The sequence below is a fragment of the Arthrobacter sp. DNA4 genome (assembly GCF_024362385.1).
Taxonomy (GTDB): Bacteria; Actinomycetota; Actinomycetes; order Actinomycetales; family Micrococcaceae; genus Arthrobacter.
This window is the reverse complement of record NZ_CP101466.1, coordinates 1,446,545-1,470,590: the sequence shown is the minus strand read 5'-3', so window position 1 is coordinate 1,470,590 and position 24,046 is coordinate 1,446,545. Positions and strand designations below refer to the sequence as shown.

Sequence of the window (24,046 nt, the reverse complement as noted above, 5' to 3'; positions counted from 1 at the left end):
CTCAGTGGGCAATGTGTTTGCGTCATCAGCTGGCTAGTCCTGCAGGCAGGCGATGGAGTCCTGGCCTTCCGGCGAGGCGCTGCCGTCGGCCCGCACCAGGATCACTTCCAGGCAAATGGGAGTGGGGCCGAACCCGGAAACAAAGGTCTTCGGTACTTTCGTGGTTTCGTAGGGCCCGTCCGCCTTGGCCGATTTGGTGCGGTACTTGTAGGAGTCGCCCTCCCTGGGCTGCGGGTTGGTCCAGGAGAAGATGATGGTGTTTGGATCTTCGGGCTTTCGTGATGCCGCGAGGCCTTCGACACTGGGGACAGTGCCGCTGTCCACGGCGTCGGCCGGCGGCTTGCTGACCTGCTGGGTTTCCACTGCTTTGGGCGTCCCGGTTGCAGTGTTGGCCACCACGATGCCCACCACCGCCGCCAGGGCCAGGAGGGTTCCGCCGGCCAGCGCGAGCCAGAGGTTGCGCTTGCCATGGTCTGCCGCCGGCGCCGCCTGCGGCTGGTCCACGTTCACGGGCCGGTGCACGGTGGCGTCGGCGGTGTAGGTGTCCGGCCCGGCGTCGTCCCTTACCGGGGCACCATAGTTCGCCGCGCCTGTGCTGCCGCGCAGGACGGTGGACTGTGCCCACTCCCCCTGGCCGCCGCCGTCGGCCGCACCTCCTCCGGGGCCAGACGCTCCGGCGGGGGCCGCCGGGATGGAGGGCACGGCCGGGGCCGCCGCCATGGGGTTGGGCCGGCGGGGGTGAAGGACGACGGCGGGACGGCGCCACCCCGCCGTGCCGTGGCGTCGGTCCCGTCGCCGGCTGAGCCGGGGCGGGTGCGGGCCGGGAAGGTGGGGGCGCTGCCGGTCCGCTCCGGGTCGATCGCGGCGATGCTCCGGACGCGGGTTTCCTCCGTGCCGTCGTCCGGGTGGCCCTCCTCCTGCTGGGGTTCCTCGAGGACTTCGAAGGGCGTCACGGAGAGGTTGAGCTCAGCCTGGATCCGCTGGAGGGCCAGCGCGAAGGCGTGCGCGGAGGAATACCGTGACCGCGGCGACTTGGCCATGGCTGTGGCCAGGGCCAGTTCCAGCGATTCCGGCACATCCGGACGGCCCAGCCGGGGCAGCGGCGAGTTGCTGATCCGGTTGATCAGTTCTCGCTGCGAGTTGTCCGCCCCGGGCAGGACGAAGGGCGAGCGACCGGCCAGCAGGGTGTACAGAGTGGCGCCGAGGGCCCACACGTCCACCATGACGCCGTCAACACTGCCGTCGCGGAACTGCTCCGGCGGCGACCAGGGAATGGACATGCCCGAGTCGTCGTCAGAGTCCCCGGCAAGGGTGCCGGAGATCCCGAAGTCGGTCAGCGCGGGACGGTTGTAGTCCGTCACCAGGATGTTGGCGGGCTTGATGTCGCGGTGGGCGATTCCGGCACGGTGCGCGGTTTCGACGGCGGAGGCCACCTGGATGCCGACGGCCAGGACTTCATCAACGCTGAAGCGCTGCCGCCGGTACCGCACGTCCAGGCTGGGCCGGGAGCAGTACTCCATGGCCAGGTAGGAATGCCCGTCGTCCGTTACTTCCGCTTCGAAAATGGTGACGATGTACGGGTGCGAGGACAGCTGGGCCATGAGGTTGGCCTCGGACTCGAAGCGGCGCCGGGCGCCCTCGGTCTTCAGGTCCGAGAGCAGCACCTTGACGGCGACCTTCCGGCGCGGCCTGTCCTGTTCGTAGAGGTAGACGTCGGAAAAGCCGCCCGAGCCGAGCAGGCTGATATAGGTGAACCCCGGAATGCGGGGCGGCGGCGCAACAGGCCGTTTGGAACTCAAGGAATCTCCTCAAAACGCAATGAGATGTTGTCGCCCAGTTCAGCGATATCGCCATCGAGCAGGATGGCCATCTCGTTCTGGGCGAGGCGGCGCGGCGGTTGGCCTTCGCGCACCAGGACGGTGCCGTTGGTCGCCTTGAGGTCGCAGAGCATCACGTGCCAGCCCTCAAGCCGCACCTCCACGTGGGACCGCGAGATGTCACCGCCCGGGCTTGCCACCTGCACCAGGCGCGGCATCACTCCGCCCTGGACCCGGGACACCGACGGCTGGCGGCCGATCACCATGGACTGGTCGAGGTCCAGCAGGTCTCCGGTGGACAGCCGCATCCGTCCCAGCCTGGGACGCGCTACCTGCACCGCATCGGGCAACAGGGCGGCCCCGCAGACACTGCACTGGGCGCGGGTGGGCGGATTGGCGTGGCCCTGTGCGCAGACGCGGGCGAGTACCAGCGGGCCGCCGCCCGCATCCTGCCGGGCGGCAGGTGCGTCCGCGGCAGGGCCGGCTGCCGACCCGGCGACGCTGCTCTTCATGACCGTCTGACCATCATGGTCGGGATCGAAGCCGCCGGGTTCCTGGCCTGGATCCGGCTGGTGGACCTGTGGGTTGTGGGGCGGCGGGGTATGGACTGGCTGCCCATCGGCAGGCAGCTCATGGACCGGGGCCGCCCAAATGCAGCCGGACCGGGCTCATAGGCAGCCGGAAGTCCCTGGAAGGGGGCGGGCTCCCGGGCGGGAGCGTCGCTGCCGATGCCGGGTGCCGTCGCTGCGGGTGCCGTCCCTGCGGTGCGCCAGGGGACGGAATCGATGAGGACTCCGGAGGAAGCGGGACGGGACGGAGTGGCAGCCGCGCCGTTCGAGCCGGCACCGGGTCCGGCGGGAGCGTCTGAACGGGCATCTGATGGGCCGGAATCTGCTGCTCCGGCAAGTCCTGCTCCGGATTCGGCCGACGAGCCGCCCGGCGCCGCATCCTCCCCCGTGCCCAGGGCAGGGAGTGGTTCAGCTGCGGGCAGCGCCGGCTGTTGCTGCGGCACTACATGTCCGGAGTCGGCGTCGAGGTCCTCCCGCACGGCTGCGTCTTCGATGTTTCGCATCACGGTCCGGTCCCACAGGTGGTCGTAGGACGTGGTCAGCTCCACGGCGGGACCTGCATCACCGTGGCTTGCTGCCGCGGTGGTTGGCTCCGCGCCTGCTGCGGCGGAGCCGGGTCCTGCGGTAGCTGGGGATTCCGTGTTTGGAGACTCAGCGCCTGGCGCCCCGTCACCGGTCGAATCCCCGGCGCCGGTTTCCTCAAAAAGCTCTCCGTCGGCGTCCATGATCGAGCCGGGGGCGATAGTGGCTTCCGGGTCGACGTGGTGCGCGGCGGGTACCGGATCCGGCATGTCCGCAGATTCGCGTACGTCCACGCCAGATTCAGCTGGAGTGAAAGTGTCAGGCCGGCCCTGGGACTCGTCGGCCGCTTCCCCGTCATCCGCCGCCGCCGTTCCAGGGGCAGGTTCGGGGGCCAACGGCGGACCGAAGCCGGCTGGGCCGTCCACCTCGCCGGAAGAACTGACGGCGAACGGGCCATCAACGCTGGCCGGTGTCACCGGGGATTCTTCCCGGTCCACGGCGGCAGGACCACCGACGGCGGCAGGGCCGGCCGGCGCGCACAGGGTCAGCGTCTGGAGCAGCACCACACCCTCCCCCAGCGGCAGTTCAGGCAGCGGCTGTTCACGCAGCGGCCGTTCATTGAGCGGCTGGCCGGGGCGTCCCGCGGCCTGCCCCGCCGTGGCACCGCCGGCGACACCCAGCCGGCATGTCCCGGGCACGACGAACCTGCGCTCGTTCCAGGTGGTCACGTCGCGGCCGTCGAGCTCCACCGGCCCGCCGGGCTGCTCCACGCTGAGGTCGAGGTCACCGCGCAGGAAGACCCGCAAGGACCCGTTGAAGTCCAAAATGCCGAAGGACGGGATGCGGGTCAGGGAGCCACCGGAACTGCTGGTGACGGCTGCCAGGACCTCGTGCGGCTCGGGTTGCGAAGCCAGGAGCTCCCAGATTGCACCTGCGAGTCCGGCGGGTGTCTCCGGGCCCAGGAGGACTGCGGTCCCGGACCGGACGATGCCCAGCCAGGTGCCGGGAATGTAGCTGGCGCCGGTCATCGTCCGGGGTCTCCGTCCTGGTCGGTGCTGCCTTCGAAGGGCGCGGGCAGGGGCTGCGTGACGGCTTCGGACGCAGCCGGCCGCGGCAGCGTCACTTCGTCCCCGTCCGCCGGGGTGTGCCGGGGTGCCGTGGTGCCAGTGCCGTCGTCGTTCGCCACGTTCCTGGCATCCACCACGATGGCCGTCACGTTGTCCCGGCCGCCGCTGCGCAGGGCAGCCTGGATCAGGGCGTCCACTGCGTCCTGCGGCTCAGCCACGGTGCTGAGGATCCGGAGGATCTCCTCGTCCGGCAATTCCCCGGTGAGGCCGTCCGAACAGACCAGCACCCGGTCGCCTTCCTCCACGGGGAGGAGCCAGTAGTCCGCCTCCGTCTCGTCCCCTGTGCCAAGGGCCCGGGTGACCACGTGCCGACGGGGATGGACGGTGGCTTCCTGTGCGGTGATCTCGCCGGCGTCCACGAGTTCCTGGACCTCGGAATGGTCCACGCTGATCTGCTCGAACCGGCCCTGGCTGAGCCGGTAGGTGCGGGAATCGCCAATGTTCAGGACCAGCCAGTACGGCACGCCCATTTGCTCCACCACCACGGCGCCCGTCAGGGTGGTGCCGGCGCGGGCGCCCGTGGCTTCGCGGATGGAGGCGTCGGCACGGACCAGGTACTCCTGGAGGAGGGACGCGGTAATGTTCCGCTCCCCCGTGGTGACCTGGGGCATTTCTGCCAAGGCGCGCACGCACAGGCCGCTGGCGATTTCGCCGGCCTCGTGTCCGCCCATGCCGTCAGCCACGGCGAAGACGGGGTCAGCCGCGATGTACGAATCTTCGTTCAGCTCCCGGCGGAGTCCCCTGTCCGTCCCGTAGCCGTAGGTAAGGCTGAGGCCCGGCCCCGGCTGGATGGTGGAGGAAACACTGGCGGGGTGCTGGTTCATGCCTGTCCTAGGTAAAAGGTACGGTCTCCAAAGTGCACACTGGATCCCGGGGTAACAAACGTGGGGACGCCCGGCACCAGGGGGGTGCGCAGGCCGTCCGGGGTGGTGACGGCGCTTCCGTTGGTTGACTGCCGGTCCGTCACCCAGATGCCCGCACCGTCAGTGAGCAGGTGCAGGTGCGTCTTGGAGATGGAGCGCCCGGGGTCGTCCACGGCCAGCAACTGGGCGTGCTGTTCGCCCGTTTGCCCCACCGGGTTGCGGCCCACGAGGACGCTGCGGTCCAGCTGGAAGTCCCGGCCATCGTCCAGGCGGATGCGGAGGACGGCCACCTGGGCGGGGCCATGCGGCGCCGGGACGCACCTGGGTGCGTTCGACGTCGTCGTCCACGTGCTGCGAAGGCACCCGGTGCCCCGGGGGGACGCCCTGGGAACCGGCCGCGGGCGGCGCGAAGGACGCCGGCGAGGTGTAAGGCATGGTCTGGGACGGCATGGTGGCCGACGGCGCAGGTGCTTGGGGTGCGGACGCCTGGGGTCCGTTGACCTGCGGCCCCGGAACCGCCGGCGTCGGGTTGTAAGGGGCCGGGTTGTACGGGGCCGGGACAGCGGGTGGCGGGGTTTGCAGCGCCGGAGCAGTCGGCTGGGAGCCATTGGTTTGGGATGCCGGGGGTTGCGGTGCTTTGGCCCCGGCCACCGGGGACAGCACCTGCTGCACGGGCGGGAGGTCCAGGGGCGCGAAGCTGTAGGGCCCCTGGATGCCGCCAGTGGTGATGGGGTCCCGGCCTGCCTTGACGTCGAACACCAGGGTCTTGGCCGCGGTGTCATTCCAGCCCCGGAGGCCGCCGTTCTTGTCCCAACGGTTGGAAACCACCACCAGCACGGCCCAGGCAGCACCCACCAGGAGCAGCGGGCCGAGGATGAACAGGGCGGCGTCAAACCATTTGAAGACCACTACCAGCACTGCCGCCAGCAGGGCCAGGAGGATGCCTGCCCCGGTGATGAGGCCGCGCAGGAAGACAGCGCCCGCGCCGGGTGCGTAGCCGTCCTGGTCCGCGCTGCGGATGCCCATGGCCAGATTGCCGGGCGTTTTGCCGCTGCGGGCTTCCAGACCGAGCACCACGAACAGGTAGGCCAGGGTAAGGCCCAGGCCGATTCCGCCGAACAGCACCAAAGAAGAGGTGTCGTACACGATGAACCCGCCGCTCCTGGTGCGGGTGATCCCGGCAAATCCGATGGCGAACGTCACCACCAGCACTGCCACGCCCGGCAGCCAGTCGATGACGGCAGCGCCAAGCCGCTTGCCCGCCGCAGCCGGAACAAGCTGAAGGTTCACTGCCATTCCCGTTCCTCCCCCTGGAGCGGCTTCCACCCTTGTGGAACCGCCGGTCCTGCCCGGCCCGGTGCCCGTGTGCAGGGTGCCCCTGCGCGCGTTGCCCGTATGTGCTGTGCCCGCCGGCTGACCTGCCGGGGGCCTTTCTACTACCGGGATAGTACCGGGAATCCCGTGCGCATGCGTGGGGCGCGCTTCCCCGGCGTCACTCCTGTCCTGGTGCTCCAGCGCGTCCGGGGTGCGGGTGCGGCGCGCCGCCCGGTTGGGCAGCGGCGCGCCGCAGGCGGTGCAGAAGGTGGCTCCCGCGCGGATCTGCTGTTGGCAGCGCGGGCAGCGTTCGGCGTCGGGCATCACTGCTGGTTGGGTCCTTGCTGGTCTGGCTCCTTGGTGTCCCGGGGCGGGGCCTCCGGCCGGGGCGCTGAAGGTGCGTTGGGCGTTTCCGCCCGATCCGCGGCAGGGTCCCCGCCTGCAATCCGGCGGCGGCGTGCGGCAAGGATCCCGCCCATCGCCGGCAGCGCCATGCGGCCGCCGCGCAATTTGAGGCCTTTGCCGGAGTTCATCGCGGTCCTGGCGTCGGCAAGAAGCGACCGCGGCGAGAACCGCGCCTGCTGGCGCCGCCAGAATCCGATGGAGGAGGTCATCTCCTTGAGGGACCCGTCCACGATGGTCCAGTACTCGCGGACCTCCTCCTCCGTGGGCTCCCCCGCTCCGAAGATCGAGGCGTCCGCCCGGCGCGCCAGCATGGTGGTGGTTCCCTGGGTGGCGGGGAATGCTTCGGCCAGGACGGCGGCACTCTCCCGCCGCGTCGAGCGGGTGTCGACGGCGGCGCCCAGGTCTGTCGCCAGGCTCACCACCTCGTTCCATCCTCCGCCCACACGCTGGGCGGGGTGCCCGTCGCGGAAACGCGACTTCCGCCGTCGTGTCTTCAGCAGGGCGATCAGCAGCAGCGGCAGGGCCAGGATCATCAGCGGGATCGCGACGACGCCCAGGGCACCCAGGAGGGCACCCCAGAACAGCCACGGGTTGTTCTTCTTCTGGTCGGCATCCAGCGCGTCCGGTGATGAGTCCGGCGGCAGGTCTGCCGGCTCCTGCGGCGGGGGCGGCGGCTGCAGCACCTGCGGCTTGGGCTTGGACTTGTTCTCGGGGTCAGGCGGGATGGGGATGTTGTCCTTGGGCGGGGTGGGATCGAAGCTGACCCAGCCGACCCGTTCAAAGGCGACCTCAACCCAGGCGTGGACGTCCTTGCCGGTGATCTTCACCTCGCCTGCACCGTTCTCCGGGCTGGTTGGCTCAGGGTAGAAACCCATCACCACGCGGGACGGGATGCCCAGGTGGCGGAGCATCAGGGACATGGCCACCGCGTACTGCTCATCGTCACCAAGCATCTGCTTGGCCGTCAGCAGGCTGCGTATGCGGGCTGCGCCGTGGCCGGAGACGCTGGGCAACTGGCCTTCACTGACCAGGCCGTTGCTGAACGCCCCGGTTTTTTGGAAGTGGGCTTCGATCTGGCGCACCCGGTCGATGGCCGTCGGCGCATCAGCGGACAAGTCGTTGGCCTGGGACCCCACCACCGGCGGCACCTCCAGCGCGTCCGGGAGGGAAATCTTTGCGAAATCGTACTGCGTCAGCTGCCCGTGCTCGAGCTTGACGGGATCTGAGACCTGGACACTGTAGGAGTCGCCGCGGGAAAGCCCGCCGGTGGTCACCGCGGTGTCGGAGCCGGGGTTGAAGTAGAGGCCCGAAGCGGCGGCAGAGCCGGACTGGTCAAAGCTGATGCCCGTGGTCTTTCGTCCGCCGGGGACAAAGTAGCCCTGGTAGTCCTCGATGTTGATGCTGATCGAGTAGTCGTTGGTGGGCACCACACCGGATGAGTCGGCGAGGGTGTTGATGGATTTCGCATCGCCCACCTTACTGAAGTTTCCGGAGCCATTGGGGTCCATGTTGTAGTTGGTCCCGTTGAAGGCATCCAGGGCGCCGAGCCGGACCCGGCTGTCCTTCGGAAGGCCCTTGACCACGAACAGGGTGTCGTCCTTTTTGTCCTTCACATACGTCCGGAAGCTTGCCAGGGGCGTGATGTAGTCCTTGGGGTCGAACGGGGGTACCACCACGTTGCGGAGGACCTTCCGGTCCTCTCCTGCGCTGACCAGCGGTGCGGCCACTGCGGTGACCCCCACGCTGACGGCAATGACTCCCGTAGCCATGCCCAGCCGGCGGATCCGGGCACGCCGTGCGGCGGCCGTGTCCGTCTGCGGGTTGTTCACGGACACCCGCCGGGTGTTGTTCCGCCGGAGCGCGTCCCGGCGGAACGTTGCCCACGCGATGCCCAGCACTGTCAGGCCGATGCCACGTTCCAGGGTCAGGAACGCCGCGTTGGTGCTGAAGGCGATGCCGGTGACGAACAGGACCAGCACGGGCAGGAGGGGCAGGTAGGGGCTTTTGGTGCGCCACGTCAGCAGCGCAGCCACGAGCGCCGTGATCAGGGAACTCAGGAAGGGGACAATCAGCACGCCGCCGGCAGTTCCCACGGGCACACCCACCGTGAGCATGTCCTTCCAGGCGAAGACGACGCCGAGGAGCAGGGTCCGCAGCGAATCCAGGGTGGGGACGAAGCCGGCGATGGCAGCATCAGGGACCGCCAGCCAGGTGCCAAAGAGGAGGTACGCGGCAAGGGCCAGTGCGGTGGTGATGAGCAGGCCCAGGCGCAGGTGGGCGTTGACCGCGCCGATGGCCAGGCCCAGGATGATGCCGCCGAAACCCGACAGCAGGTAGTACGGGTCCCCGCCGAAGCTCAGGCCGAAGCCGAGCAGTCCCAAGCCCAGCAGGACCACCAGGGCTCCGGCGTCGAGCAGGAAGTGCCACAGCGGCTGGCCGTCCGCGAACGCCGACTCCTGGTTGGCCACTTTGCGGCGGCTATGGTCCTGCGGGGCAGGGGTTTGTCGGGATCGGCCCGGTGCGGTGCTCATGCGGCCGCCTTTCTCAGCACGATGGCAAGGTCGCCCAGGTCGCCGAGCGTCAGGACAGTAAGGTCTGCGATGTTGGCCCGGGTGGGGGCCGCGCCGGTTTCCACCCTTACTGCCAGGCTGCGGACGCCGGGCGGCACGGAGGCTGCGGCGGAGCGAAGCTGGCTTGCCGTTACGTTGCTGCCCACCACGAAGAAGACGACGGAGGCGTTGGGGACGGTGTCCGCCAGGGTCCGGGCGAGGTCGACGGCGGTGCGGCGCATGGGGGTGCCCACGATCCGGGTCATGTCATCGAGCATGTTGCGGCCGGTTTCGCAGCGCAGGGGCCCCTTCTGGGTCAGGACATCCAGTTCGCGCTGTTCGCGGATGGCCTGCCGGCCGATGGAGGCAGCCACCGAGATGGCCATCTCGAACTCGGTTTCGGAAGCGTATTCCTCGGTGTTGATGGACAGCGAAATGGCCAGGTGGGCGCGGCGCGTTTCCTCGAACTGGCGCACCATCAGCTTGTTGGTGCGGGCCGTGGTCTTCCAGTGGATGTGCCTGCGGTCATCGCCCGGCACATAGTCGCGCAGGGCGTGGAAGGAGACGTCGGCGCTGGAGAGGTCCGTGGTGGGCATGCCCTCGAGGTCGCGGATGAAGCCGGCGGCGGAGACGGCCAGGGCGACGGTGCGCGGGTGGACGAAGAGGTCCTCCGGCTCAGTCCAGAGGACCTGGCGGCGCAGCAGGTGCAGCGGGTCCGCCCGCACGGAGCGGACGGGTCCCACCACGATGACGGCGCGCCGGGCGGTGGGGATGGTGAACAGGTCTTCGTGCACCTGGCCGGGCTTCATCCGGGGCAGGTGGAATACGGCAGTGGTGCTGCCCACCGGCAGTTCCAGCGCGGCCGGCAGGAGGGGACGCGCGGAGGTGTTGGAGACGGCAATGCTGCCGACGGCGCTGTCCCCCACCGCCACCCGGGTGCGGGCCAGGTCCAGGACCACCCCGTACGAGGACCGGCCCAGGATGAAGGCCACTGCGATGACGAACATGGCGAAGGCGGCAATGGCCGCCGCCGTGGCTTCCTGCCAGCCAAATGCCTGTCCTGTGGTCCAGAGCAGGATCGCGGCGGCGAGGACGGACCAGCCCAGGATGCTGACCACGGAAAGCACCGGCCACGCGTACTTCAGCCAGGTGTCCCGGACGGACCGCCATGCGGGCGCCAGGGCCTGGAGTGCGGTGCTGCTGGCCTCGGACCACACCGCTGCGGGGTGCAGCCGGGTGGGGCGGCCGTTCCGTTGGAAGAGGTGCTGGAGACGCTCCGCGAGCCGGGTCAACGGGGTACCGCTGGACGTGCCGTCGGACATAGGGGTGTGCCTTCGTTGTTGCGCTGGAATGGAATGACGGTGGCTGCGGCGTTCGGCCGCAGCCGGGCGGATCAAGCGTTGGTGCGCTGCTGCGGGGCGGCGACGTCGGCCAGGATCCGGGTCAGCACGGCCTCGGCGGTGGCGCCGGAGAACTCTGCTTCGGGGTCCATCACGAACCGGTGGGTCCACACCACGGATGCCAGTTCCTTGATGTCGTCCGGCAGGACGAAGTTCCGGCCCTGCGCGGCGGCCCAGACCTTGGCGGCCCGCACCATGGCCAGGGCACCACGCACTGACACCCCAAGGCGCGTTTCCGGGGCGTTGCGGGTTTCCTCGCACAGCCTGGAGATGTACTCCAGCACGGCAGTGTCCACGTGCGCCGTTGCGGCGAGATCGGCCATGTCCGCCACGGCCTGGGTGGTGATGACGGCGGAGAGTTCCTTGGAGCGGTCCTTCAGGTTGCTGCCGCCCAGGAGCCGGACCGTGGACGCGTGGTCCGGGTAACCGATGGAGGTCTTGATCAGGAAGCGGTCAAGCTGCGCCTCGGGAAGGCGGTAGGTACCGGCCTGCTCGATCGGGTTCTGGGTGGCCATCACCATAAAGGGCCGCCCTGCCGAATACGTGACGCCGTCCACGGTCACGCGGGATTCCTCCATGACCTCCAGCAGCGCCGATTGGGTCTTGGGCGAGGCACGGTTGATTTCGTCGGCCAGGACGATGTTGTTGAAGATCGGGCCCTTGTGGAACTCGAACTTCTGCGTCTTCTGGTCGTAGATGGTCACACCGGTGACGTCGGAGGGCAGCAGGTCCGGGGTGAACTGGATGCGGTTGTTGGAGCCCTGCACGGTGGCAGCCAGGGCGCGGGCAAGGGAGGTTTTGCCCGTACCCGGGGCGTCCTCGAACAGGACGTGGCCTTCGGCCAGCATGGCGGTGAAGGTCAGCCGGATGACGTGTTCCTTGCCCAGCACCGCCTGGCCCACGTTGGCAACCAGCTTTTCGAACGTGTCAGCAAACCACTCGGCCTGCTCAATGGTCATGGTCATGAGATGTGCTTCCTTCTGATGGATCGGAATTCCTTGTGGGCCCGGGAGGTCCGGGCCTGCAGGGGGTGATGCGGTTGCTAGCGGTTTGGCATGCCCTTGGGCGGGGTGCAGCCCACGTTCGAGGTGTCGCAGCGGAGCCAGTTGCCGGACGCCATCCCCGAATTCAGGTGGTACCAGATGCCGCTCGGGTTGTTGGAGGTCTTGTACCAGACCTGGTAGCGGTCCGCCGTGGATGGGGCACCGGCATCGAGCCACTTGCCGCCACCTGTGCACTGGGACGGGTTGCCGTCGATGAAGCTGTCCGTCCCCTGGCGGGGCTCCGTGCAGCTGCGCACCGGGCTTGCCGTGACGTACCAGTCCGTGGGCGGGGGTGGGGTGTTATCCGGACCGGAGGTAGACGTGACCGGTCCGCCGATTGCCCCGTTGGTGACGGTGTAGGCGCGGACCCGCAGTTTGTGGCTCGTGCTCCACCCGCCGGCTCCGGTATCGAACTTGTTCGCCTTGCCGACGTTCTGCCAGCCGCCACCATCCATGCTCACTTCGTAGTAGCTAAGGGGCCTGCCGTTCGTCGCGGGGTCGTTCCAGGTCCAGTGCACCTGGCCATCGCCCTTCGCCGAGGTGCCGCCGTTGATGCTGGGGGCATTGGCAGGACCGTAGGGGTTCCCGGTGCCGATGGCCTTGGCGTCACCGGACATATTGTTCTTGGTGGACGTGGCAATGATAGTCACGGTGATGTCCCGCCCGTTGGTCATGCCACCGATGGTTCCTCCCCCGGCCTTGATGGCACCTGTCTTTCCGTCGGCATTGTATGAGTAGGCAATCTCGGACGCCGTGGAGCCGTTGCGCTGCGCATCCGTCAGGGGCGTGAACGTAACGTCGAGCTGGCCGCTGGTCCCGTTCTCTTTTACGGTTCCAGCGTTGACAGTGCCAGGTTTGCCTGCTGCCCGGATTGCGGCGGACTGCGCGCTCGTGGCGCTCGTTCCGGCCTTGTTGGTTGCCGAAACCGTAAAGGTGTAGTTCGTTTCCGAGTTGTCCACGGTGACGTTCTGCGAGGTGCCGGACACCTGCTGGCTGGAGACCGCGGCACCGCCCCGGAGCGTGGTCAGGGTGTAGGCCGAGACCGCGTCACCGTTGTTGTTGGGCGCGGTCCAAACCACCCTCAGCTGGCTCTGCGAACCTACCGGCGTCGCCTGTGCCACGCTCGGCGCCGCTGGAGTGGCGGGGACGCCGGCCGGCACCTCGGCCGCCGAATACGGGCTCCACTCGGAGGGGTCCTTGGCATCGTTGCGGGCCAGGACCCGGACCTTGTAGGAGACGCCGTTCTGGAGGCCCTTCCAGACGTAGCTGACCGATGTCAGCCCCTGGATCTGGGCGTTCTGCCCGGCCGGAGCCGGTGAAATTTCCAGGTCGTAGGACTTCACCGGGGAGCCCTTGCTGGCCGGGGCAGTCCAGTTCACCGTCAGCTGCTTGTCGCCGAACTTCAGCGACGGCGCCAGCGGCGTATCCGGTTTGACGTCCGGGCGGACATCGGCGGACGCCGGCGAGCGGTCGGAATCGCCGAACTCGTTGGTGGCCGTCACTTGGAAGTGGTACGTGGTGTTGTTGGTCAGGCCGTTCAGGGTGCAGGTGTTGGCCGGGCACTCCTGCCGGAACCCGCCCTCACCATAGACGGTGTACTTGGTGATGGCGGAGCCACGGTCGGCCGGCGCGGACCAGGTGAGCAGCGCGGTCTGGTCGCCCACGCTCTGCGCCTGCGGCGTGGTGGGCGCAGCAGGCTTGTCCTTGACGGTCAGCCGGACACGCGCTGTGGCATGCCTGGAGCTGTCCTGCGTCTTGTCTTCCACCGTGTACGCCACCACCATGGTTCCGGTGAACCCGGGCGCCGGTGTGACGGTCACAGAGTCACCATTGACGCCCACATTGCCGCTGCCCGTTTCGGTGTTCGCGGCAATGATCTTCAGCGGTGTTTCCGGGAACGGGTTGGCGTCATTGGCCAGCACATTGATGGTCACCGGTTTGCCGGCGGCGGCGTTGTCCTGCCCGTCGTCGTTCGCCACCGGTTTGGGCCGGTTGGAGGCGGTCACGGCAAGCTGGTAGGTGGCCGTGGCCTGGAGCCCGCGGGGGTCGGTTGCCTTGACCTGCACGGCGGCGCGGGTTCCGGTTGCCGTGGAATCGGCCGCCGACACCTTCAGCGTCTTGCCTTCGATGCGTGCGTTGAAGCCGCCGGGTGAGTCGCCCACCACTTCGTACTTCATCTTCTCGACGTCGTCCTGGTCCGGATCGGAGGTGAGCTTGCCGAGGTCAGTGGTGGCCGAGTCACCCTTGGGAACATCCACGTTGGCGCCCAGCAGTTCCGGCGGGTTGTTCTTGTTGGGGTCCGGCAGGACCTTGGTGCGGATGCTGAGGGTCGACTTGAGACCGGCCGGATCATCGGGTCCTGTACCGTCGGTCACCTCGAAGGTGAGTGATCCAGGGCCGACATAGTCAGCTCCCGCGGAGTATTTAAGGCCTGCACCGTCCCGGATGATGGGATCGCCGCCGTCGGCCCCAATGAGCTTGATCCGGTCCGCCTGGGTCAGCCGGGGCGAGCGGCCTTCGCGTACCTTGACCCATTCCTTCAGGTCGACGTCGACGGACTGCCCGGCGACCACTTCGATGACCTCGTCCTTGGCCAGGGTGGGAACTTGCTGGCCCAGGCCCGGGACCCAGATGATCGCGGTGGACTGCTGCCCATCCACGTCTTCGACGGTGTATGGAATGAGCTGGGGCTGTTCGGTGAGGTCCACCAGAACGTTGCCGTTGCCCCCGGGACGTGCGGTGGTGGCCTCGGTGCTGATCTTCAGGTTTTCGCCCACGCCGTCCGGGTCCTCATCGTTCTTGAGGACGGGGACGTCCACGGCCGTCTTGCCCATGGCCTGGGCCGAGGTGACCCTGTCGTCGCGCGCGATCGGGGCCTTCAGGGGCACATCATTGTCAACCACCAGGCGGATGGTGGCCTGGGCGGTGGCGTCGCGGTCGTCGGCAACTGTGTAGCGGACGTTGACGGTACCGGCCTCGTTGGGTGCCAGGAGGATGATGCGGCCACTGTTCTTGCTGACGGTGGCCTGCAGAGCGGGGTCGGCCTCGATGCCGTCTGTGAGGATGCGGATGCGGTCGCCGTCGGGATCGGTGTCGTTGGCAATGGCGTCCACCGCGATCTGTCGGCCCGGCCGGACCCGGACTTCGTCATCAACCGGGGTTGGCTTCTGGTTGATCTCACCACGCGGTGCAATGCCCACCGTCACGGTGCCCGTATTTGCCACACCCTGGCGGTCCACCACCTTGTAGCGGAAAGTGTCGGTCCCGGCGCCGTCGCCCGCGGCAGTGAAGTCGATGAAGTTGCTGCCCACGGTGGCGGTGCCCATGGCAGGGGTGCTGTCGATGCCGGTCAACTGCACGGAGTCACCGTCGGGGTCGATGCCGTCGAGGGGCACGGGGATCCGGACGGTGCCGGCGGCCACCACGCGGGCGGTGAGGTTCCGCGGCTGGGGCCGGGAGTTCTCCGCGCCTTCGAGCGGAAGAATGTGGATGGTCACGGCGGCGGCGCTCTTCTGGCCCTGCGGATCCACCGCGTTGTAGATGGCGCGCACGGTCTTGGGCTGGCTGCCCGCAATGAACCGGAGCGTGTTCTCGGAGACGAAGCTCTTGCCGTTGGCAGGATCAACCGCCTGCGGCAGCACGGGGTCCACGGTCAGTTCCTGCCCCTGCGGGTGGGTGTCGTTGTCCAGGACGGGGATGGTGACCACGTCGTTGACGCGGACATTCACCTCGTCCGGCTTGGGCTGGGGTGCTTCCACCACGGCCGGTGCCGGGACCGGCACCACGGAGACTGAGCCGGTGGCAGACTTCTTTCCGTTGGACATGGTGTATTCGAACAGGATGGGGTCCTTGGTCCCCAGGATGTCCGTGATGCGCAGGACGCTGTGGTTGATCACGCTGACGGACACCGTCGCGTTGTCCGGGAGCTTCACGGACTGCAGCACCAGGACACCCCCGGAGGGGTCGGAGTCATTGGCCAGGGGGTCCAGCAGCACGCCGCCGCCGGTGGGCATCAGGGCAACGTCATGGACTGCCACGGGGTCGCCGCCGTCGTTGCCGGATTCCACGTCCACCCGGATGAGGCCCTGGCTGCTTTGGGGGCCGTTGCTGGCGATGTAGGTCAGGTAGACGGGGCCGGGCGTGCTGCTGCGGAAGGTGAAGGTGCCGCCGTCAGTGACGGGGCCAAGTTCGGCAGGGCCGTTGGCTTCCACCTGGGCCAGGCGGAGGGCACCTCCGTTGGGGTCGACGTCGTTCTTCAACGGGGAAATGACCAGGTCCTGGCCCACCACGGCGGTGACGTGGTCTGCGTTGACCACGGGTGCCAGGGCGCCGGGCGGCTGCACGTTGACCACCACCTTGCCCGTGACGGTGGCACGGCCGTCCCAGATGGTGACCTGGACGTTCTTCTTGCCGGCGGAGGCGCCGGAGTCCTGGAAGGTGAGCAGGCCGTCGCGCCGGACCTTGACCTGGTCCTGGTCGTTGTCGGCCTTGGCGTCCAGCAGGACCAGGTCGTCGCCGTCGGGATCGATCCAGTCGGTGAGAATGTTCTGGCTGACGGTCTTGCCCTGCTCCACCAGCATGGTGGTGTCTTCCCCGCGCTTGAACTTGGGCGGCTTGTTTTCATCGGGTCCCACCACGTTGAGCGTGACCTGGCCCGTGGCGGACAGGCCGCGGCCGTCCGAGGCACTGTAGTTGAAGGTCTCGGTGCCCGGCTTGGCGTCTGCGGGAACGGTGATCTGGAAGGCGGTGCCGCCGTAGATGCTTTCCAGCGTCCCCGATTTGGGTCCGGCGTCCCCCACCGCTGCGGTGAGGACGTCGCCGTCGGGGTCGGAGTCGTTGTCCAGGACGCTGAGGATGGTGGTGCGGCCCGGGCGGACTCCGACGGCGTCGGGCTTGGTTTCCGGCGGACGGTTGGGCTTGGTGCGGTCCGGCAGGATGTTGATGGTGTTGTTGTCCGCCGACTCCTGGTCCTGATCGTCGGACTGGTTCTTGGGTGGGATGACGTCGTCCCAGTTGTTCACCAGCTGCATGTTCTGGTTCACCAACCACACGTTCCCCGAGTTCACATCATTCAGGACCACCAGGTCCCGGTTCACCCGGAAAACATACGACGGCGACGCACTCGCCCTCGGCACCGCAACATTCTTATCATCAGCATCATTGACACAGTCCCGGACATACTTGTTCGCACCCGACCACGCCGCATGCACACACCCGCCCAACTGCACCGGAGCAGCCGGAACCCCTCACCATCAAACGCCACCGTCCCGGCCGTACCCCCACCCAACGGCTGCTTCAACAACGCCTTCCGCGTCGCCACCGCCACAACATCACTGCCCGGCCCAGGCTGCTGCAACTTCGCATCCCGCGCATCCTCCAACGCCAGCCGCTTACCACCAGGCAAAAACAGGCTCCCCGCAGCAGCATCCAACACCACCGGCTGGTCCCCCACCACCGTCATCTGCAAATCCCCGGCACCCTTAAGACCATCCCAGGTACTGGACTCCGACGACGTAACACCACCATCAGCGTCCACCCCCGTCACCGTCACCACACCGGTCTTCGGATCCGCCGAATAAATCCGGTCATCAGACCCCACCACCGACACAAGGCCCGCCGAACCAATCATCACCGGCTCGGACGCTTCCTTATCAAAACCATTCACCGTGGACGGCGACACCGCCCACACCTTCCCCGACGCAGCATCCGTCACCGAAATCGTCCGCGCCCCAAAACTCACATCAGCCGCCCCCGGCAACTGCTTATCCCCACCCAAACGCATATTCGTAAGCGACACCTGGTTCAACGTCGAACCAGTCTCATCATCAACAAACACCTCACCGGCATGCTGCAACACATCAAACGTCGTCGACGCCGGCGTCACCGCACCATCCAACACCCGCGACGGATAATTCAACCGCCCCACAGCATTCCTGGACTTCGACACCACCCACACACCACCGTCATTCAACTCCACCTCAGTGGTCTTAAACCCCGGATACAACACAGCACCCGTCACCACCACAGCAACCACAGCACCAAACGCAGTACCAGTGACGAGCTTCCTATGTCGCTTTTTCAGCCCAAGCTTCCCCAGCAGAGTTGTCACAGCGTTACTTTTCCCTCAGATTGTGTAGCCAGATGGCGGCCCGGTCGCAGGACAGGCAGCAGGCTTTCTTTCCCCGCGGCAAGCCTACAGAACCGCCGCAACCCCCGCGATGGGGACACCTGCCCGCCCGCCCGGGCACTGCCTGTCAGCAATGTGGGGCTCCCAGGGCGGCGGGATCCGCAAGCGTGGTGTGACCGGCGATGACGTACCGGCCAACGTTGCGCGCCGAACCGGATTCGACCCGCCACCAGCGAACGATGCCGTTGCCGGACCAGTTGTCGCTCTGGTCGATGTAGCACGCCACCATGATGCGGTCCTGGTCTGCCTTGTAGAACCAGGGTGGGCTGTCCGCGTTGACGCCGTCACAGTCGAAGTAGGGACTTGGCCGGTAGTTCGAGCCGCCGAGGGTGAAGGTACAAGTCCTGACGAAGTTGGGGTCGGAGGTCTTGATCCGGGTTTCCCACAGTCCCTGCTTGCCGGCAGTGGCGCTGGCCGTGACCACCGCGCTGCCGGTGCCTACGGAGTTGAAGGTCTGGACTGCAATGGTGACGGTGTCACCGAAGTTTGCCGTGTTGACCGTCCTGCTGCCGGAGGGGGCAACGTTTTCCCAGCCGCCGTTGTTGATGCTGATCCTGGTTTGCGCCACGTCATTGGTGCTGGTGGACGGGGAGGACCAGTTCAGGGTGGCGGACTTTTGGTTCACGCCGCCGTTTTGGCCGGACGCCGAGGGGGTGCCCGGGGATCCGTACGGTGTGGTGGTGGCAGGGGTGCTGCCGTCAGAGCTCGGGGCCACCGTGGAGTTGGCGATGACGGTGATGCTCACGGCGCTGCCGTTGGTGAAGCCGCCGATGGTCTGGCCGGGCGTGATGGGGCCGCGGGCGCCGTTGCTGGCGTTGTAGCTGTAGCTGACCTCGTTTTCGGCAGAACCATTGCGTTCCGCCGCGGTCAGTTTGCGGAAGTCCACCGTCACGGCGCGTCCTGCTCCGCCGGTGTTCGCCGGCGTGGCCGTGACGCCGGAGACCGTCGCCAGCTTGCCTGTGGCGCGGCGGGGCGCGGAGGGCGGGCTGACCGCTCCCTTGCCGGCCTTGTTCTCAGCCTGCACCGTGAACGTGTAGGCGGCCTCGGAGTTGTTGGCGGTGAAGTTTGCGGTGCGGACGTTGCCGGGGACGGTCTGCGTCTGGGCGGGAGCGTTGCCGCCGCTCATGGTGACGTAATAGGTGCTGATCGGATCACCGTTGGTGTTGGGTTCGGCCCACGTGACCCGAAGCTGGTTCTGGGTCCCGACGGATGATGCGACGGCGGACGAAGGTGCTGCAGGTGCCGCCGGGACACCGGCGGGATTGTCCTCCGCGGAATACGTCCCCCAGTCGGAGGCGCCAAGCTCGTTGACGGCCTGCGCACGCACCTTGTACTTCACGCCGTTGGTGAGGCCGGTCCAGGTGTAGTTCAGCCCGGCGACCTCGTTCTTGACGGCCACTCCGCTGGCCGGCGGCGGCGAAATCTCCAGGTTGTAGTGCTTCACCGGTGAGCCCTCGGTCTTCGCCGCGGGCCAGGTGACCGCCATCGTCTTGTCCCCGGCCTTCACCGTGGGAGCTTCAGGCGGTGACGGCTTTTCGTCAGGCCGGATTTCGTTGGACTGCGGCGAAGCCTGCGAGTCCCCCACCTCGTTGGTGGCGAGCACCGTGAAAACGTACTTCACGTTGTTGGTGAGCCCGCTCAGCGTGCAGGTGGTGGTGGGGCACTTCTGTTCGAAGCCGTTGTTCGAGCGGACGGTGTACCCGGTAATGGGCGCTCCATTGTCCGACGGCGGGGCCCACTTGAGCACGGCGGTGCGGCTGCGGACGTCGGTGGCGCTGGGGGCGGAAGGCGCGTCGGGTTTGCCCCGGACGGTGAGCCGCAGGCGCCCGTCCACCTGGCGGGACAGGTCGCCTGTCTTGTCAGCCACGGTGTAGCGGACCACCATGACGCCCTTGTACCCCTCGGCCGGGGTAACGGTGATGCTGTCTCCCGACACGGACGGCTGACCGGCTGCGGATCCCGTCTCCACCGTGGCGCCAACGATCCGCAGGGGCGTGTCCGGGAAGGGGTTGAAGTCGTTGGCCAGGACGTTGACCTGTTCCGTCTTCCCGGCGTTGGCCTTGTCCACCGCATCATCGTTGGCCACCGGCAGGGGCCGGTTGGAGGCAACGTGGCGTGCGGTGATGGTGGCACCCACGGCGGGGGACCTGCCGTCGGTGACCTTCACCTGGATGTTTCCGGTGACGCCGATGCCAAGGGAACCGTCCGCAGTGATGGCGAGGGTGGCGCCGTCGACCTTTGCGCTGAATCCGGCGGGAAGGGTCCCGTCCAGTTCGAAGCGGAGGTTGTCCTTGTCCCGTTCGTCCACGTCCTTGGCCAGCCCGGCGAGGTCCACCGTTGCCTGTTCGGCCTTGGGGACGTCCACGGAGGTGCCACTGAACGTGGGCGGGTGGTTGGCGTTGGGGTCCGGGATCACCTTGGTCATGATGACCAGCGTGGATTTCAGGCCGTCGCCGTCGTCGGGTCCGGAGCCGTCCGTCACCTCGAAGGTGATGGAGCCCGGGCCCACGTAGTCCGGTTTCGCGGTGTAGCGCAGGGCCTTGCCGTCGGACTGGATGACGCCCTCCGGCGATCCGCCCTGGACGCGCACGGAATCAGCCACGGTGATCCTGGCGGTGCGGCCGTTGCGGACGCGGACGTATTCGGACAGGTCCAGGGTGACGTCCTTGCCGGACATGACCTCAACCGGGTCGGTCTTGGCGAGGGTGGGGTACTGCGCGCCCTGGCCGGGGATCCACATCAGGGCCGTGGAGGTGAGGCCGTCGACGTCCGTGACAGTGTAGGGAATCAGCTGGTCTTCAGGGGTCAGGGTCACCACCACATTGCCCGAGTCGCCGGTCCGGGCGTTCGGGTTGCCGTCGGGAAGGCTGATCTTCAGCTCGGAAGCCACGCCGTCGGCATCGGAGTCGTTTTTCAGGACGGGGACGTCCACAGCGGTCTTGCCGAGGGTTTCGGCCACCGTCACCCGGTCGTCCTTGGCCACGGGGCGCTTGAGTTCGGCATCCGGGCTGATCCGCACCCGGATCACGGCGCTGGCGGAAGCCTTCTTGTCGTCCTGGATGCGGTAGCTGATGCTTTCGTTGCCGGCGGTGCCCGGCGCAGTGAACAGCACCTTGGCGCCGTCCGCAGCCTCCACCTGCAGGTCCGGCTTGGCCTCGAACCCGTCGGAAACCAGGCTGAGCGGATCGCCGTCGGGGTCCGAATCGTTCGCCAGCGCCTCCACGGCCACCTTGCGGCCAGGCCGGACATCCACGGCGTCGTCCACTGCGATGGGTTTCTGGTTGTTGGCCTCCGGCGGGGCAATGCCCACAATGACGGTTCCGGTGTTCTCGGCACCGATCCTGTCCCGGACCCGGTAGGTGAAGCTGTCAGTGCCGGCGGCGTCACCGGCGGCCGTGAACTCGAGGTAGCCATCGCGTACCACGGCGGTTCCCATGGCCGGTGCCTTGTCGATGCCGATGAGCTGGACGGAGTCGCCGTCGGCGTCGATGCCGTCCAGGGGCACGGGCACCTTGACGGTCATCCCGGCCACCACGCGGGCGGTCAGGTTCCGGGGCTCGGGACGCGTGTTGCGGTCATCGTCCCGGGCACGGATGCGGATGGTCACCTGTTGCGAGTCCACCTGCCCGGATTCATTTTGGACCTTGTAAATGGCGTACACGGTCTTCGCTTCGGGTCCGGCCACGAACCGCAGCTGGTCGGCCGCCACGAACATGCGGCCGTCGGCGGCGTCAGGCTGCTGGGCGAGTTCCGGCAGCAGGGTGAGCTTGGAGCCGTTGGGGTCGGTGTCATTGGCCAGGACGGGGATGGTCACGACGTCGTTGGCCCTGACCGTGGCCTCGTCCGGCTTGGCCTGGGGCGCCTGGAGCCTGGCCGGAGCGGGAACCATCAGCACGGCGATCTCGCCGGTGGCGGACGAGCGCCCGTTGGAGACGGTGTACCGGACCGTGAGCTGGCCTTCGGCGCGGATGTCGGTGATCCTCACCACCGAGTGGTCCAGCACTGCCACGCTTACCGGCAGGCCGGCGTCGGCGGTTACGGACTGCACCACCAGCACGCCGCCGGAGGGATCCGAGTCGTTGCCCAGGACGTCAACCAGGACATCCCCGCCGGTGGGAAGCAGCGCGGTGTCGCGGACGGCGACGGGCGCACCCTGGTCGGTGCCCGGCACCACATCCACGCGCACCAGCTGTTGGGCGCTGGCCGGGCCGTTGGTCACCAGATAGCTGACGTAGTGGGCGCCAAGGGTCCGGGAATTGAACGTGAACGTCTGCTGGTCCGGGTTCAGGGTGGCTGTGGACTCGGCATCCGGCGTGGCCTGCGCCAGCCGCAGCGCCCCGCCCTGCGGGTCTGAATCGTTCTTGAGCGGGGTGATGACGGTATCGGTGCCGGCCACGGCCACCACATGGTCGGCGTTGGCGATGGGTGGCAGGGCTCCGGGGCTCCTGACGTCCACGGTGACCTTGCCTTCGGCGGTGGACTGACCGTCCGAGACTGTGACGGTGAGGACCTTCCGGCCCGGGGCGGTGCCGGAGTCCTGGAAGGTCAGCTGGCCGTCGGGGCGGATCCGGGCCTGGTCCAGCGGGTCGGTGCTGGACACTGAGACGGCGAACAGGTCATCGCCGTCGGGATCGATCCAGTCAGGAAGGATGTTCTGGGTGACCGCTTTGCCTGACTGGACCACCAGCGTGGTGTTCCGGTTGGGCTTTTGCCGCGGCGGAGTGTTGGTGCCGGGCGGGATGATGTTGAGGGTGATGTCTGCCGTCGCTGACAGGCCGCGGCCGTCGTCCACGGTGTACTTGAAGGTTTCGCTGCCGGTTTTGTCTGCGGGCACGGCCACCTGCAGGCCGGTGGATCCGTAGATGGGCGAGACGGCGCCGGTTTTCACGCCTTCCGGGGTACGGACGGTGAGGACGTCGCCGTCGGGGTCGGAGTCGTTGTCCAGGACCGGCAGGATGGTTGTCTTTCCGGCGCGGATGCCGAACTGGTCAGGTTTGGCCACGGGGGCGCTGTTGGGCTTGGTGCGATCCGGAAGAACGGTCTGCTGGACTTCGTCGGCGGAGTCCTTGTCTGCGTCGTCGGAGGTTTCCTTGGGTGGGATGACGTCGTCCCAGTTGTTCACCAGCTGCATGTTCTGGTTCACCAACCACACATTCCCCGAGTTCACATCATTCAGGACCACCAGGTCCCGGTTCACCCGGAAAACATACGACGGCGACGCACTCGCCCTCGGCACCGCAACATTCTTATCATCAGCATCATTGACACAGTCCCGAACATACTTGTTCGCACCCGACCACGCCGCATGCACACACCCGCCCAACTGCACCGGAGCAGCCGGAACCCCCTCACCATCAAACGTCACCGTCCCGGCCGTACCCCCACCCAACGGCTGCTTCAACAACGCCTTCCGCGTCGCCACCGCCACAACATCACTGCCCGGCCCAGGCTGCTGCAACTTCGCATCCCGCGCATCCTCCAACGCCAGCCGCTTACCACCGGGCAAAAACAGGCTCCCCGCAGCAGCATCCAACACCACCGGCTGGTCCCCCACCACCGTCATCTGCAAATCCCCGGCACCCTTAAGACCATCCCAGGTACTGGACTCCGACGACGTAACACCACCATCAGCGTCCACCCCCGTCACCGTCACCACACCGGACTTCGGATCCGCCGAATAAATCCGGTCATCAGACCCCACCACCGACACAAGGCCCGCCGAACCAACCATCACCGGCTCGGACGCTTCCTTATCAAAACCATTCACCGTGGACGGCGACACCGCCCACACCTTCCCCGACGCAGCATCCGTCACCGAAATCGTCCGCGCCCCAAAACTCACATCAGCCGCCCCCGGCAACTGCTTATCCCCACCCAAACGCATATTCGTAAGCGACACCTGGTTCAACGTCGAACCAGTCTCATCATCAACAAACACCTCACCGGCATGCTGCAACACATCAAACGTCGTCGACGCCGGCGTCACCGCACCATCCAACACCCGCGACGGATAATTCAACCGCCCCACAGCATTCCTGGACTTCGACACCACCCATACACCACCGTCATTCAACTCCACCTCAGTGGTCTTAAACCCCGGATACAACACAGCACCCGTCACCACCACAGCAACCACAGCACCAAACGCAGTACCGGAGAACCAGCGGGAGCGGGCCAGACGGCGCCACCGGGGCGTGCCGGAAACAGGGCTTTGGGCGCGCGTTTGGCCGCGACGTTTCATGAGTGAAAA

At 67.4% G+C, this 24,046-nt stretch carries 8 protein-coding genes and 3 pseudogenes; all 11 read right to left on the bottom strand.

The genetic code is table 11. The features are described from left to right. Positions 1-33: 33 nt before the first annotated feature. A pseudogene (locus NMQ03_RS06790) lies at positions 34-1,799 on the bottom strand (serine/threonine-protein kinase). After that, positions 1,796-2,329 carry an FHA domain-containing protein gene (locus NMQ03_RS06785; protein ID WP_255174948.1) on the bottom strand — a complete coding sequence of 178 codons (534 nt, stop codon included), beginning with the start codon at positions 2,327-2,329 and terminating at the stop codon, positions 1,796-1,798. The pseudogene NMQ03_RS06790 and the gene NMQ03_RS06785 overlap by 4 nt, the downstream one beginning before the upstream one ends. Beyond that, positions 2,326-3,936, bottom strand: coding sequence for a hypothetical protein (locus tag NMQ03_RS06780; protein ID WP_255174947.1), 1,611 nt, complete (start codon positions 3,934-3,936; stop codon positions 2,326-2,328). Before NMQ03_RS06780 ends, NMQ03_RS06785 begins: the two co-directional genes overlap by 4 nt. After that, positions 3,933-4,859, bottom strand: a complete 927-nt coding sequence (locus NMQ03_RS06775) for a PP2C family serine/threonine-protein phosphatase (RefSeq protein WP_255174946.1) — start codon at positions 4,857-4,859, stop codon at positions 3,933-3,935. The genes NMQ03_RS06780 and NMQ03_RS06775 overlap by 4 nt, the downstream gene beginning before the upstream one ends. Before the next feature lie 159 nt (positions 4,860-5,018). Then, positions 5,019-6,194 carry an RDD family protein gene (locus tag NMQ03_RS06770; RefSeq protein WP_255175550.1) on the bottom strand — a complete coding sequence of 392 codons (1,176 nt, stop codon included), beginning with the start codon at positions 6,192-6,194 and terminating at the stop codon, positions 5,019-5,021. 288 nt (positions 6,195-6,482) lie between these two features. Beyond that, positions 6,483-6,536, bottom strand: a pseudogene (locus tag NMQ03_RS06765) (hypothetical protein); the annotation flags it as partial. Further along, positions 6,536-9,148, bottom strand: a complete 2,613-nt coding sequence (locus tag NMQ03_RS06760) for a transglutaminase family protein (protein WP_255174945.1) — start codon at positions 9,146-9,148, stop codon at positions 6,536-6,538. The pseudogene NMQ03_RS06765 and the gene NMQ03_RS06760, both read right to left, overlap by 1 nt. Next, on the bottom strand, positions 9,145-10,488 hold the full coding sequence (locus NMQ03_RS06755; RefSeq protein WP_255174944.1) for a DUF58 domain-containing protein: 1,344 nt from the start codon (positions 10,486-10,488) through the stop codon (positions 9,145-9,147). The genes NMQ03_RS06760 and NMQ03_RS06755 overlap by 4 nt, the downstream gene beginning before the upstream one ends. 71 nt (positions 10,489-10,559) lie before the next feature. Then, a complete protein-coding gene (locus NMQ03_RS06750; RefSeq protein WP_255174943.1) occupies positions 10,560-11,531 on the bottom strand; it encodes a MoxR family ATPase in 972 nt (323 codons plus the stop codon). Positions 11,532-11,608: 77 nt separating this feature from the next. Beyond that, positions 11,609-17,718, bottom strand: a pseudogene (locus tag NMQ03_RS06745) (Ig-like domain-containing protein). Positions 17,719-17,863: 145 nt separating this feature from the next. Further along, positions 17,864-24,037, bottom strand: a complete 6,174-nt coding sequence (locus NMQ03_RS06740) for an Ig-like domain-containing protein (RefSeq protein WP_255174942.1) — start codon at positions 24,035-24,037, stop codon at positions 17,864-17,866. Between the last annotated feature and the right edge of the window lie 9 nt (positions 24,038-24,046).

Bases quoted from the DNA above. Each gene is read 5' to 3' on its own strand.
- NMQ03_RS06785 (WP_255174948.1), bottom strand. From the start codon at position 2,329: ATGAAGAGCAGCGTCGCCGGGTCGGCAGCCGGCCCTGCCGCGGACGCA.
- NMQ03_RS06780 (WP_255174947.1), bottom strand. From the start codon at position 3,936: ATGACCGGCGCCAGCTACATTCCCGGCACCTGGCTGGGCATCGTCCGG.
- NMQ03_RS06775 (WP_255174946.1), bottom strand. From the start codon at position 4,859: ATGAACCAGCACCCCGCCAGTGTTTCCTCCACCATCCAGCCGGGGCCG.
- NMQ03_RS06770 (WP_255175550.1), bottom strand. From the start codon at position 6,194: ATGGCAGTGAACCTTCAGCTTGTTCCGGCTGCGGCGGGCAAGCGGCTT.
- NMQ03_RS06760 (WP_255174945.1), bottom strand. From the start codon at position 9,148: ATGAGCACCGCACCGGGCCGATCCCGACAAACCCCTGCCCCGCAGGAC.
- NMQ03_RS06755 (WP_255174944.1), bottom strand. From the start codon at position 10,488: ATGTCCGACGGCACGTCCAGCGGTACCCCGTTGACCCGGCTCGCGGAG.
- NMQ03_RS06750 (WP_255174943.1), bottom strand. From the start codon at position 11,531: ATGACCATGACCATTGAGCAGGCCGAGTGGTTTGCTGACACGTTCGAA.
- NMQ03_RS06740 (WP_255174942.1), bottom strand. From the start codon at position 24,037: ATGAAACGTCGCGGCCAAACGCGCGCCCAAAGCCCTGTTTCCGGCACG.